This window comes from Lactococcus nasutitermitis (genome assembly GCF_018403765.1).
GTDB classification, from domain to species: Bacteria; Bacillota; Bacilli; order Lactobacillales; family Streptococcaceae; genus Lactococcus; species Lactococcus nasutitermitis.
In genome coordinates this window covers 160403-176880 of record NZ_BOVQ01000005.1, presented here as the reverse complement: position 1 = coordinate 176880, position 16478 = coordinate 160403, and the positions used below count along the sequence as shown (strand labels likewise).

Annotated in this window: 18 protein-coding genes and 1 riboswitch; all 18 genes read right to left on the bottom strand. The window is 38.4% G+C overall.

The features are described 5' to 3' along the window. Positions 1–57: 57 nt before the first annotated feature. On the bottom strand, positions 58–2079 hold the full coding sequence (gene glyS, locus KJS36_RS06775) for a glycine--tRNA ligase subunit beta (protein WP_213535962.1): 2022 nt from the start codon (positions 2077–2079) through the stop codon (positions 58–60). Positions 2080–2081: 2 nt separating this feature from the next. Continuing rightward, the gene (locus tag KJS36_RS06770; protein WP_213535960.1) at positions 2082–2576 is read right to left on the bottom strand and encodes a GNAT family N-acetyltransferase; all 495 of its coding nucleotides are present in this window, start codon (positions 2574–2576) and stop codon (positions 2082–2084) included. A gap of 9 nt (positions 2577–2585) precedes the next feature. Next, positions 2586–3140, bottom strand: coding sequence for a hypothetical protein (locus KJS36_RS06765; protein WP_213535959.1), 555 nt, complete (start codon positions 3138–3140; stop codon positions 2586–2588). Beyond that, positions 3137–4087 (bottom strand): glycine--tRNA ligase subunit alpha, encoded by a 951-nt coding sequence (gene glyQ, locus KJS36_RS06760; RefSeq protein WP_213535957.1) that lies wholly within the window; start codon positions 4085–4087, stop codon positions 3137–3139. The genes KJS36_RS06765 and glyQ overlap by 4 nt, the downstream gene beginning before the upstream one ends. A 263-nt stretch (positions 4088–4350) precedes the next feature. Further along, positions 4351–4518 carry a hypothetical protein gene (locus tag KJS36_RS06755; RefSeq protein ID WP_213535954.1) on the bottom strand — a complete coding sequence of 56 codons (168 nt, stop codon included), beginning with the start codon at positions 4516–4518 and terminating at the stop codon, positions 4351–4353. Positions 4519–4703: 185 nt separating this feature from the next. Next, positions 4704–6497 (bottom strand): ABC transporter ATP-binding protein, encoded by a 1794-nt coding sequence (locus KJS36_RS06750; RefSeq protein ID WP_213535952.1) that lies wholly within the window; start codon positions 6495–6497, stop codon positions 4704–4706. A gap of 1 nt (position 6498) precedes the next feature. Beyond that, positions 6499–8298 (bottom strand): ABC transporter ATP-binding protein, encoded by a 1800-nt coding sequence (locus tag KJS36_RS06745; RefSeq protein ID WP_213535950.1) that lies wholly within the window; start codon positions 8296–8298, stop codon positions 6499–6501. A 123-nt stretch (positions 8299–8421) separates the two neighbouring features. Then, positions 8422–9006, bottom strand: coding sequence for an ECF transporter S component (locus KJS36_RS06740; RefSeq protein WP_213535948.1), 585 nt, complete (start codon positions 9004–9006; stop codon positions 8422–8424). Between the two features lie 12 nt (positions 9007–9018). Next, positions 9019–9600 carry an ECF transporter S component gene (locus KJS36_RS06735; RefSeq protein WP_213535946.1) on the bottom strand — a complete coding sequence of 194 codons (582 nt, stop codon included), beginning with the start codon at positions 9598–9600 and terminating at the stop codon, positions 9019–9021. A gap of 132 nt (positions 9601–9732) precedes the next feature. Then, positions 9733–9902: riboswitch (FMN riboswitch) on the bottom strand. 65 nt (positions 9903–9967) lie between these two features. Beyond that, positions 9968–10588, bottom strand: a complete 621-nt coding sequence (locus tag KJS36_RS06730) for an FMN-dependent NADH-azoreductase (RefSeq protein ID WP_213535944.1) — start codon at positions 10586–10588, stop codon at positions 9968–9970. A 153-nt stretch (positions 10589–10741) separates the two neighbouring features. After that, on the bottom strand, positions 10742–11461 hold the full coding sequence (locus tag KJS36_RS06725; protein WP_213535941.1) for a pseudouridine synthase: 720 nt from the start codon (positions 11459–11461) through the stop codon (positions 10742–10744). Then, positions 11448–12056, bottom strand: coding sequence for an SMC-Scp complex subunit ScpB (gene scpB / locus KJS36_RS06720; protein WP_213535939.1), 609 nt, complete (start codon positions 12054–12056; stop codon positions 11448–11450). Before scpB ends, KJS36_RS06725 begins: the two co-directional genes overlap by 14 nt. After that, the gene (locus KJS36_RS06715) at positions 12034–12786 is read right to left on the bottom strand and encodes a segregation/condensation protein A (RefSeq protein ID WP_213535937.1); all 753 of its coding nucleotides are present in this window, start codon (positions 12784–12786) and stop codon (positions 12034–12036) included. The genes scpB and KJS36_RS06715 overlap by 23 nt, the downstream gene beginning before the upstream one ends. Positions 12787–12809: 23 nt before the next feature. Further along, complete coding sequence (gene xerD, locus KJS36_RS06710; RefSeq protein ID WP_213535935.1) at positions 12810–13526, bottom strand: site-specific tyrosine recombinase XerD; 717 nt, start codon at positions 13524–13526, stop codon at positions 12810–12812. Next, complete coding sequence (gene cbpB / locus KJS36_RS06705) at positions 13504–13965, bottom strand: cyclic-di-AMP-binding protein CbpB (RefSeq protein WP_213535933.1); 462 nt, start codon at positions 13963–13965, stop codon at positions 13504–13506. The genes xerD and cbpB overlap by 23 nt, the downstream gene beginning before the upstream one ends. 78 nt (positions 13966–14043) lie before the next feature. After that, positions 14044–14547 (bottom strand): metallophosphoesterase, encoded by a 504-nt coding sequence (locus tag KJS36_RS06700; protein WP_213535931.1) that lies wholly within the window; start codon positions 14545–14547, stop codon positions 14044–14046. An 86-nt stretch (positions 14548–14633) separates the two neighbouring features. Beyond that, complete coding sequence (locus KJS36_RS06695) at positions 14634–15620, bottom strand: nucleoside-triphosphate diphosphatase (protein ID WP_213535929.1); 987 nt, start codon at positions 15618–15620, stop codon at positions 14634–14636. 1 nt (position 15621) lies between these two features. After that, positions 15622–16422, bottom strand: coding sequence for a glutamate racemase (gene racE / locus KJS36_RS06690; protein ID WP_213535928.1), 801 nt, complete (start codon positions 16420–16422; stop codon positions 15622–15624). Positions 16423–16478 lie beyond the last annotated feature (56 nt).

Sequence of the window (16478 nt, the reverse complement as noted above, 5' to 3'; positions counted from 1 at the left end):
GATTTTTTTGACAGACTTGTCAAAAAATAATTTCGTTTTTGATAGTTCTGTCAAAAATTATTTTGTGTTAATCAGGCTAAAATCAGCGATTGTAACCGTCAATTCAACGATTTTTCCGAGCAAAGCAAGACGATTATTTTTGACAGCCTCGTTATCTGCCATGACCATGACATTGTCAAAAAAGTTTTCGATGGCTGGGGAAATGTTTTTGACAAGGTGGCGGAATTTTTCATCTGCTGTTTGATTTTCCCAATCGCTTGCCAAGTTTTTGACAGCTTCGTCAAGTTGATTTTCAGCTTCATTTTCAAATAAATCTGGATTGACAGTAGCAGACACTTTTCCTTTTTTCGTTAAATTAATGACACGAGAAATATTTTCAACTGCAGCTTTGAATGGTGCATGAGATTTGTGAGCATCAATTACAGCAGCACTTTCCAGCATAGCAGCAATATCAAAAGTTTCTGTATGAATAGCAGCTTCCACGATATCATAACGAATGCCCTGTTCAAGCAAAATTTTCTGAACACGTCCACGCACAAATTCCAGCACTTCTGCATGATTTTCACTAGGAAATGTGTCAATAAAATCAGCAAAATCAAAATGCCAATTTTGTTTTCCAATAATCCGAATTAAACCTTGAGCCGCACGACGTAAAGCGTAAGGGTCGTTTGAACCAGATGGAATTAAGCCCGCGCCAAAGAATGACAAAATACTGTCAATCTTATCCGCAGCCGCCAAAACCGCACCAACAGTCGTCTCAGGCAATTCTCCCTCAGCGGAAGTTGGCAAATAATGCTCACGAATTGCCACACTTACTCCCGCAGTTTCTCCAGCCAAGCGCGCATATTTTTCACCCATGACACCTTGCAACTCGTCAAATTCACCAACCATTCCTGTCAGCAAATCAAACTTGTAAATCTCTGCAGCACGCGCCACATCAGCAGTTTCCGTTTTTGACAGTTCTGTCAAAACAGCCAACTTCTCAGCAAGAACTTTTGTCCGCGCCATGTGTTCTGTCATAGAGCCTATTTTCGCATGGAAAGTCACTTTTTCTAGTTTTTTAACCAAATCAGCAAGTTTTAATTTTTGGTCTTCTTCCCAGAAGAATTTTGCATCTTCAAGTCGCGCAACCAGCACTTTTTCATTTCCAGACACGACATTTTCGATATGCTCTGCATTTCCATTTCGCACGGAAATAAAATTCGCCGCCAATTTTCCATTTATATCATAAACCTCAAAATAACGCTGATTATCACGCATTGAAGTGACCAAAACTTCCGCTGGAACAGCCAAATATTTCTCATCAAATGAACCAATAAATGCTGTTGGATATTCCACAAGATTATTCACTTCTTCGAGCAACTCCTCATGTAAAGTCACTTGCCAACGATTTTCAGCCGCTAAAGCTAAAATCTGCGCTGAAATCTCAGCTTTACGATGTTCCGCATCTGCCACGACAAAACGCTCCAGCAAATCTGCGATATAATCTGTTGCTGTCGCAATATCAAAGTCAACATTTGCCAAAAACCGATGTCCGCGAGACACGCGACCAGCCGTCACATCAAGCAACTCAAAAGGCACAATCTCATCATCTAGCAAAGAAACAATCCACTGAATAGGACGCACAAAGAGAAAACTATTATTTCCCCACTTCATATACGTCGAAAATTGCATCTTGCGAATGACTTCTTCGCCAATTTTCGCCAGAATATCAGTTGTTGCGACACCTTCCATGTGCTTTTTCGCATAATAATAATCGCCGTCAAGCACCAATTCATCTGGTGAAACACCTTGTCCACGAGAAAAACCTTGGATTGCTTTGGACCAATTTCCCTCAGCATCTTTAGAGATTTTTGCTGACGGTCCTTTGACTTGTTCGTCAAGCGCAGCACTTGCCTCCGCCAAACCTTCAACCAATACTGTCAAACGTCGTGGTGTCGAGTATTTTTTAATCGCTCCAAAAGTCACACGATGTTCATTTAAAAATGCAGAAACACGTTCCACTAATTGATTGACACTCGGCGTTACCAAGTGTGCAGGCACTTCTTCCAGCCCAATTTCTAATAAATAATTTGCCATGATTAACCTTTCAATTTTAATTCATATATCCGAGAATTTCGGTCTGGAAATGGATAATCCACCGTCAATTCCTCTTTTTTTATTTGCACAAAACCCTTTTTCTCATAAAATCCATGACTGCGATGTTCGCCTTCCGGCGTATCAAGGACAATCGTCTCAAATTCTTTTTCTTGCGCAAAATCAATAAAATGTTGATAAAGTTGCGCCCCCAAATGTTCAGGCGCTCCACGAAATTCAGGATAAGTAAAGAATTTTTTCAGCACAGCCGTTGTCGCATTAACTGGCAATAAAGCAATCGAACCCACGACTTTATCGTTATCATCTAAAGCCAGCCAAAACTCGCCTGATTTCGCTTGATAATAGTGCGCAATCTGAAAAATATCATCCTGCTCAGTAAACTTAATATCAAGCTTTGCCTCCGTATTTTGACAGAAGTTAATCAAATCAACCAACTGCGCCAAATGATGCGGATTTTCTTTGTAAGTCTCAATTTTCATATTTTTCCTCTATTCATAATTACCATTCAAATAAGCTTTTAACCCTTTCTCGGGTCTTACAAAGTGAACTTGAAAATTTTCCTCAAGCAACTTGAAAAATTCAGGATAAAATTTTTCTTTGATGGGTAGAAATTCTAAGTCAACTTCTTTTTTTGTCAATGTTTCTTCAAAATCTCTGTTTACCCAACGGCAAAAATCGGCGTTTGTATTTAAGATTAAAGTTAAAATTTCAGTATTGCCCGATTTATGACGGTGCTTTTGTGTCAGATAACTCACACGAGAAAGTGGAATTTCGTAACGCATATTTTCATGTCCATCTGGAAAAATGTAAATGACGTCATTCTTGATTTCAAAAGCTTTTTGTTTGTGACTTCTCAGTTTTTGCATAAATCCAACTAGCAAAAGTAGGATACCAATAAAAAGACTGACGAATGCCACTACAAAACTAAACATCCATAAAAATGGAATAATAATTAGCGCAATGAGACCAAATGTCATCGCAATCGAACCTTGCGCGTTTCCTTTGATAATCAGATGCTTTCCTTCAAGCGTCATTCCTTTCATCTTTTTTCTTCCGCTTTTTCACTATATTTCCCATTTTTTCCCAAATACTTCTCACGCAATTCTTCATCTTTCAACAATGGGAAGCCAAGTTTCGCGCGTTCTTCAATGAAAGTTTTTGCTACTTTACGCGCCATCGTGCGCACGCGATGCATGTAGCCTGCGCGCTCAGTGACAGAAACCGCGCCACGTGCGTCCAACAAATTAAAAGTATGTGAAGATTTCAAAATGTAGTCATAAGCTGGGTGAACTAAGCCTTCGTCCAGCAAACGCAAGGCTTCTGCTTCATATTCTCCAAAAAGTTGCAAAAGGAGTTCTTGATTACTCTCTTCAAAAGCAAATTTTGAATGCTCATATTCAGGTTCTTTGAAAATATCGCCGTAAAGCACGCCATTTCCCCATTCGAGGTCGTAAACACTATCTACTTCTTGAATGGCAGTCGCCAAACGTTCTAGTCCGTAAGTGATTTCACTCGTGACAGAATCTACTTCAATGCCACCAACTTGTTGGAAATAGGTAAATTGCGTACATTCTTGTCCGTCAATCCAAACTTCCCAGCCAATCCCTGCACAACCCATTGATGGATTTTCCCAATTATCTTCAACAAAACGAATATCATGTTCCAAAGCCTTAATTCCCAGTGCTTCAAGCGATTGTAAATAAAGTTCTTGGATATTTTTTGGTGAAGGTTTGATGACGACTTGAAATTGATGATGTTGGAAAAGTCGGTTTGGATTTTCCCCGTAACGTCCGTCTGCTGGACGGCGCGATGGCTGAACATAAGCTGCTGCCCAAGGTTCCGGTCCATTTGAGCGCAAAAAAGTGTAGGGCGACATCGTTCCTGCGCCTACCTCATTGTCGTAAGCTTGCATGAGATTTGCTCCCTGCTTTGCCCAAAATCCCTGTAAAGTCAAGATGATATCTTGAAACGATAGTTTTTCGTTTGACATTAAAATCTCCATTCTCATTCTTTATACAAAAAAACCGCAATTTGTCACCCCGTCAAAAAAAATTGACAAAGGGTGCAAATGCACGGTTCCACCTTTATTTTTTACTTCATTTCTGTACAAATTGTAATTTTAAACCATTTTTTTCTCAGACTTTCACCCTCACTGAGTCGCTCTTTCCTTAATTTTAGTGCAATTTTCTATAAATGTCAAGAGGAAATAAAAAGAGACCTTTAAAAATCAATAGGTCAGTTTTTTTGGACATCTTACTTGTCTGCACTATCGCATTTTGTGACAGCTTTCATCTGTTCTCGAAATTGTTCCTGATACCAAGCTGTGTCTTCATCATGATAGATTGTTCTGTTGCTTCGCTTAACTTCAGGAATTTTGTTAAATGGATTTTTTTGAGAGCTTTCTGTTTGAATGTGAATCACTTCCTTCTTGCTTGACACTTTTTGTATCAATGTTGGGGTAATGTTTAATTCTTTATGTTTTTATATTATGACATATTTTTATTTTCTTGTCAAATATTTCTACTTTTGTTTTATTTAATCGTTTTCTATATTTATTTTGTATTATTTTTTATATAAAAAACAGAATATATTCTGTTTTTTTGTTATCAAATTTCTTTTTGTAAATTTTGAATGCGATACATATCTGCATAATAGCCGTTTTGTGCGAGGAGTTCTGCGTGATTTCCGCGCTCAATGATTTCTCCTTGGTCGAGAACGAGGATTTGATTGGCATCTTTTATCGTTGACAGTCGATGAGCAATGACCAGTGTTGTGCGATTCTGGCGCATATTCACAAGTCCTGACTGAATGAGTGCTTCTGTTTCTGTGTCAATATTGGCTGTCGCTTCGTCAAGCAGGAGAATTTTTGGATTGCGAACGATCGTACGTGCAAAATTTATCAACTGTCGCTCGCCCGTTGAAAATGTAGCGCCAGCTTCAATAACCTTCGTCTCATAGCCGTTTTCAAGCTTTTTGATGAAACTGTCAGCCTGTACAAACTCAGCAGCTTTTTTGACAGCTTCGTCAGAAATATTTTTGTTCATCATTTTGATATTATCTGTGACAGAGGCGACAAACATGAAGGAATCTTGCAGGACAAGTCCGATTTTGCTCCGTAATTCTTCTTTTGAAAAATCACGAATATCTTGATTATCAATCAATACTTGTCCTTCATAAAATTCGTAAAAACGCATGAAAACATTGATGATACTTGATTTCCCAGAACCCGTGTGTCCAACAAATGCGAGCGTTTCGCCAGGTTCAACGACAAAGGAAATGTGCTTGAGAACTTGATTTTTTCCATCGTAAGAAAAACTGACATCTCGAAATTCAATTTTTCCTTGTTCAATTTTTTTGACAGAACTGTCAAAAATTTTCTCAGCTGTTTGCGCTTGTGCTGGTGCGTATTCTGTTTCTTCCATGATTTGTTTAATCCTACTTGAGGCAACCATTCCATTTGAAAAATTTGACAAAGAATCCATCAAGCCTGAAATAGGATTGAAATAAATTTGGACATTGCTGATGAAAGCATAAATCAGTCCAGCAGCGACAATCGTGTGCATACTGCGCGCACTGTACATCGCAAGCACCACAATAATTGAAATCGCCAAGAGAAAATTAACGAGCGGACTCAAAAGCAAACCATTAATCTGAATCACACGTTTTCGCAGGCGAAAATAATCATTGTTTGTCGCTTCAAACTCTGCTCCCAAGCGTTTTTCTTGACGAAATTGCTGAATAATACGCATTCCAGAAATATACTCATTGAGTTTTGTGTTAAGCTCTGAACGCTTTTTGAGCATGAGTTTGTAAACACGTGTCGAAATTCGCTGATAAATCAGCACCGCCAAAATCAAAATCGGTAGAAAAATCAGCATGATCAGCGAAATTTGCTTGTCCACAAAAAAGAGAGCCACAAAAGCAATCACAATCGAAATCAGACTGTTGAGCGCATTGAACAACATTTGCCAGAAATTGAACAAATCGGTGTCATTAGTAATCCGTGTAATCAGCCAGCCTGTCGGTTTTTGGTCAAAATACCGCATTCCAAGTGTATGAATTTTCCGATAAACTGCCTGCCGGATGCGCTGATTGACAAAAATTGCTCCATTTTGCAGAAAATTCCATTTGAAAAAGAAAGCCAGCGAATTGATGACATTAAGCACAAAATAAAGCGCCGCAAAGTAGAAAATAATCGCATCTGTCGCCTTCATCGGCGTCAGATAATTGTCCATAAACGTCGAAAGAACAAAAGGCATAATTGATGCCAAGCCTGTTGCTATCACGCTAAAGACGAAAGCGAGGATAAAATATTTTTTGAAAGGCAAAAGAAAGTGCGCAATGAACTTGAACACTGACCAACTCTCACGAAAAGTCATTTTTTCATCTTGATTTTCCATTTTATTCCTCACTTTCCGTCATTTTATTTTTTGACAGTTCTGTCAAAAATATTTCAGTCTTTTTTTCTGTCAATTTTGACTCAATTTGTTGCATTTGCCACATTTTCCCATACCAGCCACTTCTAGCAAGAGCTTCATGTTGTCCGCGCTGTGCGATTTTTCCATTGTCCAGCACCAAAATCTCATCTGCATCCATGACCGAACTCAAACGATGGCTGACAATCAAAGTCGAGCTATTGTGACGAATAGCTTTCAGATTTGCCAAAATCGTTCGCTCCGTTTTCGCATCAACTGCCGAAAGTGCATCATCCAAAATCAAGATTTTCGGCTGAATCAAAAGCGCTCGAGCAATCGACAAACGTTGCTTCTGTCCACCAGATAAGGAAACACCACGCTCGCCGACCAGCGTATCATAACCCTCAGAAAATTCTCGAATGTCCTCATCAATCCCAGCAATCCGCGCCGCTTCTTCAACTTCCGCCTGCGTTGCTGACATTTTGGCAAATCGAATATTGTCACGCACCGACATTGAAAACAGAAAATGTTCCTGTGGCACATAGCCAATCGCTGGCAGATAATCATCCAGTTTATAATCCTTGATATTGTGTCCAGCAAATGAAATCTCGCCCTCGTAGTGGTCAAATTCACGCATTAACAACTTGATGATACTAGATTTTCCAGCACCCGTTCGCCCAACTAATCCAATCACTTCACCTTTTTTCAGTTCAAAATCAATTCCTGAAATCCGCGTTTTTTCCTCATCAGGATAAGAAAAATGTTGCACATTAAAATGTAAATTCCCTGTTTCTGGCAGAGCAAGATTTCCCTCAGAAATCTTTGACTCCGCCTTTTGTGCCAGTAACTTATCCACTCGCGAATACGATGCACGACCTCGTTCCATGACATTAAAGAGCAAGCCAACCGCAAACATCGGCCAAACCAGATTGGCAATATAAGTCATAAAAGAGACCAACTGCCCCAAACTCAACACATGATGTAGGACAAAACCACCACCAATCGCAATCGTCAGCGTATAAGAAATACCAACGATAAAAGTAATCAGCGGGTCATACAGTGAATCAATCCGATTAACCTTGACAAAAGCAGCATCAATCGCGTCCAGTTTAACCTGAAAATCTGCAATATCCTGCGCTTCTTCGCCAAAGGATTTGATGGCTTTCATTCCCGTAATCGACTCCTGAACCTTATCATTCATCTCGGAGAAAGTTTCCTGTGCGTGTTCAAAATTTACATGAATTCTATCGCCCAAGGTTTTACTCACAAGTGCCAGCAAAGGTAAGGGAAGTACAGCAATCAAGGTCAAGCGCCAGTCAATAAACAAGAGCATCGCAATAATCGTCGTTCCACCTGTCATCACTGAATCTGCCCACGTCAAAACTCCAAGTCCAGCCACATCATTGATTGCCTGCAAGTCATTTGTCGCGTGTGCCATCAAATCGCCCGTACGATTGCGCTGATAAAAAAGCGTGTCCATACGCAAAAAATGCTTGAAAAGTCGTTCACGCATAATTTTTTCCAATTGAAAAGCTTCACCCCAGATATTGGTGGACCAAAGATAACGAAAGCCATATTCCAGAAGCGCCGTGACAAGCAAAATCGACAGATATTCTGTGACTATCTGCCAACTAATCGTATGTTTCACGATATGGTCAATGATTTTCCCAATAATCAGCGGTGGCACAAGGTGCGTCAATGACACCATAAAGAGTGAAAAAAGACCTATGCCATAGCCCTTTTTTTCAGACTTAAAAAACCACCACAATTCCCTAAAAATTCTCATTTTATTTCCTTATTTTTTGCTTTATTTCATAATTTTCTAACTATATTATACCATGGAAAACGCTTTATTTAAAGAATTTGTTATAAAAAAATAAGACTTCAAAGTCTTATTTCATTTGTCTGCTTATTTTTCAGCATTGATAAATTTCACAACTTTTGAACCGCGCAATGCCCAGTAAAGAATGACAAAGCTGACCGCATAAATTGCCCCCTCAATGAGGTTAAACAAAATAACTGCTACAAGATAAGCATTCACGCCACCTGGGAACATCGTTGCAATATCGAAATTTGCAAATTTTGAATATAATGGAATCGCGTAAACATAGTTCAAGAGAAGCATAACAGCTGTCAAAGCGAGCGTGCCAACCACTGCAGCTAAAATATAATTTTTCAAGCTGAATTTCTTTCTTAGGAAAATCCAGAGAATAACAACAAAGACGGCAACTGCAACAAAGTTCATTGGCAAACCAATCCAAGTATTCACACCTTGATTATCCAGCAAAAGCCAGAGAATGGAGCGAATTATTAAAATTGTGAAAGCACTTGAAAGTCCGAACATAAATAATCCAATCAAAATCGGCAAAATTGTGAAGTCAATTTTTAGGAAACTCGCTGTTGGGATTAATGGAAATTGAAAAATTTGAAATGAAAGAACGAATGAAATCGCACTGAGCAGCGCAATCATTGTCAATTTTCTTGTATTTGTCATGATATTCTCCTTTTAGACATTGTAAAATTTGATGGCACGATTGCGACTCAAAACAGAAAGAACAATCGCAAAGACTACTGCAAAAATTAGATTTTCCAAGGTGTTAAATGGCAACACGCCTCCGAGCAAATAAGCTTTCACACCGCCAGGGAACATTGTGGCAATATTGAAATTCGCAAATTTAGCATATAAAGGAATGGCATAAACCACATTGAGCAGCATTTCCACCAGAACTGTGACAATAATTGCCGAGACACTTCCTGCGACATAACCTTTGATTGTCAGATTTTTGTGAGTGAAAAGCCAGAGGAAAAACATAAACAAGCCCAGAGCCACAAAGTTCATTGGCAGACCAATCCAAGTAGATGGGCCTTGATTGAACAAAATCAACCAAAGAATACTACGAATGAACAAGATAATATAAGCATCCGCTAAGCCAAGAGTGAAAACACCTATAAGCACAGGGATAATTGACAATTCTACCTTCATAAAGTTGACACTCGGAATCAAAATAAATTGAAGCGGTGGATACAACAAAATCGTAGAAATAGCACTCAGCATGGCAATCAAGACCATACGACGTGTTTTAAACATAAAAAAAGCCTCCAAATAAGAAAATAGTATTCTTCAAATTTCGAGGAGTTGATAAGCAAGTTAATGATTGAGCAAAAACATTTTTGACAGTTTTGTCAAAAATAAATACAGAAAAAATCGCTCAAAAGAACTGTTCATCTTCTCCCATCCAGACTGTACAGTTTTTTGACAGCTTTGTCAAAAATACTGGTTACTGTCGGTATCAGAATCTCACTGATTCAAACGCTTTTCACGCCTCGCAGACTTATTGTCAAAGACAAAATACTGCCGGTCCCGAATTTCACGGTGCCCTGAAGATAAACTAATTGTATCATTAACTCTAAAATTAAGCAAGAATTAAGTTAAGAGCATCTCAAAAACTAACTTTTTAGAAAGTAGTTGCTGCCTGTTCAATTTTAGCAACAAAATCAGCGCTGAGTGCTTCTGCTTGTTCTGGTTGATACATATGTCCTTCAAGGATAATATCCTCCATATCATCAATCCCAACAAGTTTCAAAAGTGTGTGCAAATAAGTTGTCGCCAAATCTTGTTGATGATAAACACCGCCTGAAGCTTGAATATGAAGCACTTTTTTGCCTGAGGCAAGCCCAACAGGTCCATTTTCTGTGTAACGGAACGTTTTACCAGGAACAGCAACCGTTTCAACCCATTGTTGAAGTTTTGCAGGAATACTAAGATTCCAGAGTGGATTGGCAATCACAATCTTGTCTGCCGCCAAAAATTGAGCTGCATAACTATCATAATCCGCTAATTTTCTTTGTTGTTCAGCTGTGAGTTCTTCCAATTTTTTCCCTGCACGCAAATCATCCCAAGCGCTCAAAATATCCTCATCCAATGCTGGAATAGCTGCATGAAAAACATCAAGTATTTCTATCTCATCTGTAGAATGTGCTGCTTTATAAGCTGAAATAAAAGCATCTAACCCGCGCAAAACATAAGAATTTTCTGAAGAACGTGGGTGCGCCTTAACAATAAGAACTTTAGACATAAAATGTCTCCTTTATATAAAATAATCCTATTTTAATTGATAGGTGAAACTAAGCCTGCTATCAAGCAAAGCCTTAAATAGCTTATCATAGTTTTTAAGACAATGTCAAGACTAACAACTCATAAAAAAACTGCCATCGCTGACAGAAACATTTCAATCTATTTTTGCTTGATTGACCAGTTGTGACACTTCTTTTTTGTTGAGACGACGATATTTTCCTGAAGGTACGCCATCAAGTGTCAGCGTGCCATATTGTACACGGCTCAATTTTTTAACTGGAAGTCCAACAGCGGCAAACATTTTTTTGACTTGATGATTTTGCCCTTCGTGAATAGTCAGTTGGACAACAGAGCTATTTTTTTCTTTGTCTTGCTTTAAGATTTCATACTGTGCAGGGCTGATTTTTTTACCTTCCAGCTTCATTCCCAGTGTCAACGGACGCAGATTGATTTTATTGGCTTGCCCTTCAACTTTGGCAATATAAACCTTATCAATCCCGTGCCTTGGGTGCGTCATCAGATTTGTAAATTCTCCATCATTGGTCAATAAAAGTAAACCTGAAGTGTCCCAATCCAAACGTCCCACAGGATAAATCCGTGCTTTCTCACGTTGCATCAAATCCATCACCGTTTGTCTGCCTTTATCATCACTGACTGAAGAAATATAACCTCGCGGTTTATTGAGCAAAAAGTAAACCGGTTCTTCATTATAAACCGCGACACCATTGACTTCAACACTATCTCCTGTTTCGACTTGCTTGCCTAATTCTCGCACTGTTGCGCCATTTATACTCACGCGACCAGCTAAAATCAGCTCCTCTGCTTTTCTACGACTCGCCACACCTGCATGGGCTAAAAATTTATTGATTCTCACGTTCTTCCTCTTCCTTTGATAATTCTTCATTTGCGAGATTTTCTGTATTTTCCTCGCCAAATAAAACCTGTTTTTCTGCTAAAAATTCTGTTTCGTCAACTTCTGGTAATTCGCTCAAGTCATTTATTCCAATATAATCTAAGAAAAATTCCGTTGTGCCATAGAGACTTGGTCGTCCAGGAGCTTCAAGTTCCCCTTGTTTTTCAATCAAATCATAAGCACGTAAGGTACTCAGCACTCCTGATGAATTGACTCCGCGCAACATATCGACTTCTAAACGCGTCAATGGTTGCTTGTAAGCAATGATTGACAGCACTTCTAGTGCCGATTTTGATAAGGACTGATTCAGTGGCGTTTTTGCATAATTTTTTAAAATATCTGCAAATTCTTCCTTGCTTGATAAGCGATATTTGCCCGCCGTTTCAATGATTGTCAAGGCTGATTCGCCATCTTTTTGATATTTTTCTTGTAAATGTTCAATTTGTTGCTGACAGGCTTGTTTTGACAGTTCTGTCAAAGTTGCTAGTTCTGACAAAGTCAATCCAGCTTCGCCAGATACAAAAAGTAAAAGTTCACAAGTTGCTGTTTTGTTCAAGATGAGTGATTTCTGCCTTTCTTTCAAGGATAATATTGCCAAAAAGTTGCTCTTGCCGAAAAGCAATTTGTTGATTTTTGATAAGTTCTAAAAGTGCAATAAACGTTGTGACAAGTTCTGCTTTCGTACTGTTTTCTGAAAATAAATCTGTAAATTTACAGGATTTATACTCTGCAAAATAACTTGAAAGTTCTAAAATCTTGTCTTCAATCGTATATTTTTCTGTTTCGATGGTTGTATTTTCGTCTTCTATTTTCTGACGTTGTAGCTCTAATACTTTGCTAAAAGCTAAAAATAAATCAATCGTTGTCTTATCTTTCATCAACTGCGTTTCTTCAGTGATGATTTCTGTTTTTGCTTTAGAGTAAAACTGGCTGCGCACGTCATGTAAATCCGCTAAATCTTGTGATAATCTTTTATATTTGCGATATTCATCAATTTGCGCCAATAATTCATACTCTAATTGTTCCGTGTCTTCTTCAAAATTTTCAGCAACAGAAGGTAGGAGACGACGAGATTTTATGAGCATCAACTGACTTGCGATGACCATATAATCCCCAGCAAGTTCCAGTTCGAGCTTTTTCATTTTATGCAAATAGTCCAGATATTGTTCAATGACTTCAACAAGTGGCACTTGAAATATATCCATCTGATACTGACTCACAAGGTGCAAAAGCAAGTCAAGTGGGCCTTCAAAGTCATTTATTCTGATTTTTATTTCTTCGGTCATTTTACTTTCTCTTTGCCACACGCTTATTTATAATATTTTTCTAATGTTACAATCGTCGATAAGCCTAATAATTTTGCGACTTCATAGATTGTTTTTCCAGAGCGAATCTGGCGCAGAATGTACTGTTCTCTGATTTCCTTTGATGTTGCGCTGGTAAATTTCTTTAATTCTATATAGAGAAATTGACGTGATTTATTAAAAACTTCATTTGCATTTGTGATATTTTTTACACGGAGAGAAAATTTTTCTCGAATGGGCAAAACACGCTTAATTCCTCGTTTTTCAATCGTTAAAATCTTAAATTTCCAATCAAAATTTTCCCATTTCAACTGCTGAATTTCTGAAAAGTTCAAGCCAAATTCTAAAATAATCAATGCCAAAAACTGACCTGGAGATTGCAAAGGAGCGTAAAATTCCGGAAATTCTTTCATTCGAGTTGTCGTTAGTTCTGGCTCCACTTTTGCTCTCGTTTTTTCTGGAATTAATTTGTAAAAATGCTCGATTTTTTTCTGTTGATAAAGGTAGCTCAGGTAATGATTACAGCTCGAAATTTTACGTTTTTGCGCCGCAATAGAGCGATTATTAAGAGAATTTTTATAAAGTTCTAATGTTGTTTCATTGAGAATTTTTCCAGCAAAAAAATCAAGCAACTGTGTCAAATCATATTTGTAGTTGGATTTTGTGTTTGCTGAAAAATTTTTACTGGCTAAAAAGCCATCAATTTCGTTTGGTAATGTCATAGTATTTTGTAAAATCATGCGCGAAGGCATTGAAAGCTTTCAGAATTTCTTGACGAGCAATAATACCGTCAAATTTTTTACCTTTCAAGACGGGAATGAAAGGTTCTTTCACGAGTAGATGCAGCACTTCTTCCAAGCCAAAACTTCTTTGCACTGTTGGCACATTTGTATTGACAATCTCAGAAATGGCTGTATTTTCTGATTTTTCATAGAAAAAATCATGTGACATTTCAAATTCGACAATCTCGTTTAAACCAAGAACACCAATATATTCCCGTTCCTTATTTAGCACGGGAACGCGCGAATATTTATATTGGCTGAGTAGCAATTTTGCGTGCGCAATCTTGTGTTCCTCATTGAGAACTGCAACACTATCTGCCGATTTTACAAAAGTATCGCTTTGCTTTAAAAGAAAATCTTCAATTTTTTTATCAATCATCCGTTCATTCCTCCCTGTTTCTAAAATGACGTTTTTTGATTTTTAGTCCTAAATAATGAGACGTTTCTCATTTATTGTTTAAAGTTCAAATTGCAAATCAGCAATTTTTTCATGTTTCAGATTACGGTAGGAAATGGTATAATGATTACCTTTAATCTCAATTACAGCATACATTTTAATATCATATTTTCCGCGTGGTTGAGCAACAGAACCGGGATTGAGATAGAGAATATCATTGATTTTTTGCGCTACTGGCTGATGAATATGTCCAAAAAGAGCAATATCTGCATTTTTTTCCTCGGCAAAATAAGAATAACGCTCCAAGCCTAAACCAACATAAAACAGATGACCATGAGCAAGTAATACTTTTTTCCCTTCAACTTCTTGAAGCTGAAATTCTTGATAGCCTGGGTCATAATCACAATTCCCAGCAACTACTGTAATTCCTTCCCATATCTCATCGTCACTTGGCAATTCTGAATCACCACAATGAAAAATAGCAGATGCCGTTTTCTCGTAGTGCTTTTTGATGTCCTCAATTACCGCACGTTCTCCATGAGAATCAGATAAAACTACAAACATGACTGTCTCCTTTGTGCTTTTACATAATTATTTACTTCAAAAATTATGTAAAAGCTTTATTTTATTTTTTGACAGTTCTGTCAAAATCAATTTTCCAACCAAACTGGCAATTCTTTCATCAATTTTTGCAGAGCTTGTCCACGATGTGACTGTTTATTTTTTTCGTCAGCACTCAGCTCTGCTGCTGTTTTATCGCCATTTCCCACAAGGAAAATAGGGTCATAACCAAAGCCATTTTCACCTTGCGCTTTCACAGCAATGAAGCCCGGCCAGTCTGCCTCAACCACTAAACTCTCATGATTCGGACGTGCCGCAACAAGTGTCGTGTGAAAATGCGCGCTGCGACGTTCTGGCGTCACTTCTGTTGAAGCAAGCTCATGTAGCAGTTTTTGCATATTTTCAATATCTGTTGGATTTTCACCAGCAAATCGGTGACTCCAAACTCCGGGAAGTCCACCAAGCAAGTCTACGGATAAGCCCGAATCGTCTCCCACAACGACTTCTCCTGTGATTTCAGAAATTTGTTCTGCCTTGAGCCGCGCATTTTCTTCAAAAGTCATGCCAGTTTCCGCAATTTCTGGAAGTTCTGGAAAATCATTTAGATTTTTGATAGTATAGCCAAAATCCGCAAACAAATCACGAAATTCGCGGGTTTTCCCTTCATTTCGCGTGGCAATCAGTAAGGTTTTTGCATCGTCAATTTTTTTGACAGTTTTGTCAAAAAGTTCATCAAATTTGACAGGCTTCTCAGGAAGCAAATCCCAGATAATTTCATCATTTTTGACAACGAAAATCACACCAGAACGCTGTTTGACAGAAAGTTCGAGTTGATATTTTTCATTGAGTTTTTTGACAATAAAATCAATCAATACCGACCAATTTGTCAATCGAAAAATCTGAATTTGCAATGTTAAACCTTCATTTTCAGGCCTTACCAAGCGAATCAAATAATCAAGCAAGCTCGCCGTTTCCCAGCGCACATCATCACTATCAAAAAATGTAACCCCACCGTAAGTCGCCCAACTTCCAACAAACCAATCTTCCGCTGTTTTAACTTCAAAAATTTCTGTCATTTTATTCTCCAAAATCCGTATGCTGCACATTTATTTCTGTCAATTCCAGCCAATTTTCAGCAATTTCCCGAAAAGTTTCAACGCCAGCAGTCGTGTAAAATTCATGCGCCAACTGCTCACGCTCCATGCCATTTATCAAGAAATAATTCAGCAGAACAGAGATATCACGTACCGTTTCAGCTCCACTATCAATAAGTTTGACCTCCTGCCCCATCACTTTTTGAATTAAAGGACGCAACAATGGATAATGCGTACAGCCCAAAATTAGCGTATCTACTTGTCCTAGCAAAGGTTGCAGACTCTCAGAAACCACTTTTTTGGCAATCTCAGATTCCATTTCATTGGACTCGACAATCGGCACAAACTTAGGACAGGCAAGACTTTGCACCTTTACAGAAGGTGATTTTGTCTGAATTGCTGTTTGATACACACCAGATTTCACGGTAGCTTGCGTGGCAATCACACCAACTTTTTTCCCATTTGTCTTTTGGATTGCCGATGAAGCGCCCGGTAAAATCACGCCAAGCACAGGAATATCCAGCTTTGCCTTGACTTCATCAAGTGCCACAGCTGTCGCCGTATTGCACGCCATGACAATCATTTTCACATCTTTTGAAAGTAAAAAATTAACCATATCCCAAGTGAACTCTAAAATCTGCTCACTTGTTCGCGGTCCATATGGCGCCCGCCGTGTATCTCCGATATAAACAATTCTCTCATTGGGGAGCTGGCGCAGAACTTCGCGGACAACAGTCAATCCTCCCACTCCAGAATCAAGTAATCCAATTGCTCTGTTGTCCATATTTCCTCCCAAACTCTATTTTTATTTTTGACAATTCTGTCAAAATCCATTATTAC

Coding starts and splice junctions, on each gene's coding strand:
- glyS (WP_213535962.1), bottom strand. CDS start 2,079: ATGGCAAATTATTTATTAGAAATTGGGCTGGAAGAAGTGCCTGCACAC.
- KJS36_RS06770 (WP_213535960.1), bottom strand. CDS start 2,576: ATGAAAATTGAGACTTACAAAGAAAATCCGCATCATTTGGCGCAGTTG.
- KJS36_RS06765 (WP_213535959.1), bottom strand. CDS start 3,140: ATGAAAGGAATGACGCTTGAAGGAAAGCATCTGATTATCAAAGGAAAC.
- glyQ (WP_213535957.1), bottom strand. CDS start 4,087: ATGTCAAACGAAAAACTATCGTTTCAAGATATCATCTTGACTTTACAG.
- KJS36_RS06750 (WP_213535952.1), bottom strand. CDS start 6,497: ATGGAAAATCAAGATGAAAAAATGACTTTTCGTGAGAGTTGGTCAGTG.
- KJS36_RS06745 (WP_213535950.1), bottom strand. CDS start 8,298: ATGAGAATTTTTAGGGAATTGTGGTGGTTTTTTAAGTCTGAAAAAAAG.
- KJS36_RS06740 (WP_213535948.1), bottom strand. CDS start 9,006: ATGACAAATACAAGAAAATTGACAATGATTGCGCTGCTCAGTGCGATT.
- KJS36_RS06735 (WP_213535946.1), bottom strand. CDS start 9,600: ATGTTTAAAACACGTCGTATGGTCTTGATTGCCATGCTGAGTGCTATT.
- KJS36_RS06730 (WP_213535944.1), bottom strand. CDS start 10,588: ATGTCTAAAGTTCTTATTGTTAAGGCGCACCCACGTTCTTCAGAAAAT.
- KJS36_RS06715 (WP_213535937.1), bottom strand. CDS start 12,786: ATGACCGAAGAAATAAAAATCAGAATAAATGACTTTGAAGGCCCACTT.
- xerD (WP_213535935.1), bottom strand. CDS start 13,526: ATGACATTACCAAACGAAATTGATGGCTTTTTAGCCAGTAAAAATTTT.
- cbpB (WP_213535933.1), bottom strand. CDS start 13,965: ATGATTGATAAAAAAATTGAAGATTTTCTTTTAAAGCAAAGCGATACT.
- KJS36_RS06700 (WP_213535931.1), bottom strand. CDS start 14,547: ATGTTTGTAGTTTTATCTGATTCTCATGGAGAACGTGCGGTAATTGAG.
- KJS36_RS06695 (WP_213535929.1), bottom strand. CDS start 15,620: ATGACAGAAATTTTTGAAGTTAAAACAGCGGAAGATTGGTTTGTTGGA.
- racE (WP_213535928.1), bottom strand. CDS start 16,422: ATGGACAACAGAGCAATTGGATTACTTGATTCTGGAGTGGGAGGATTG.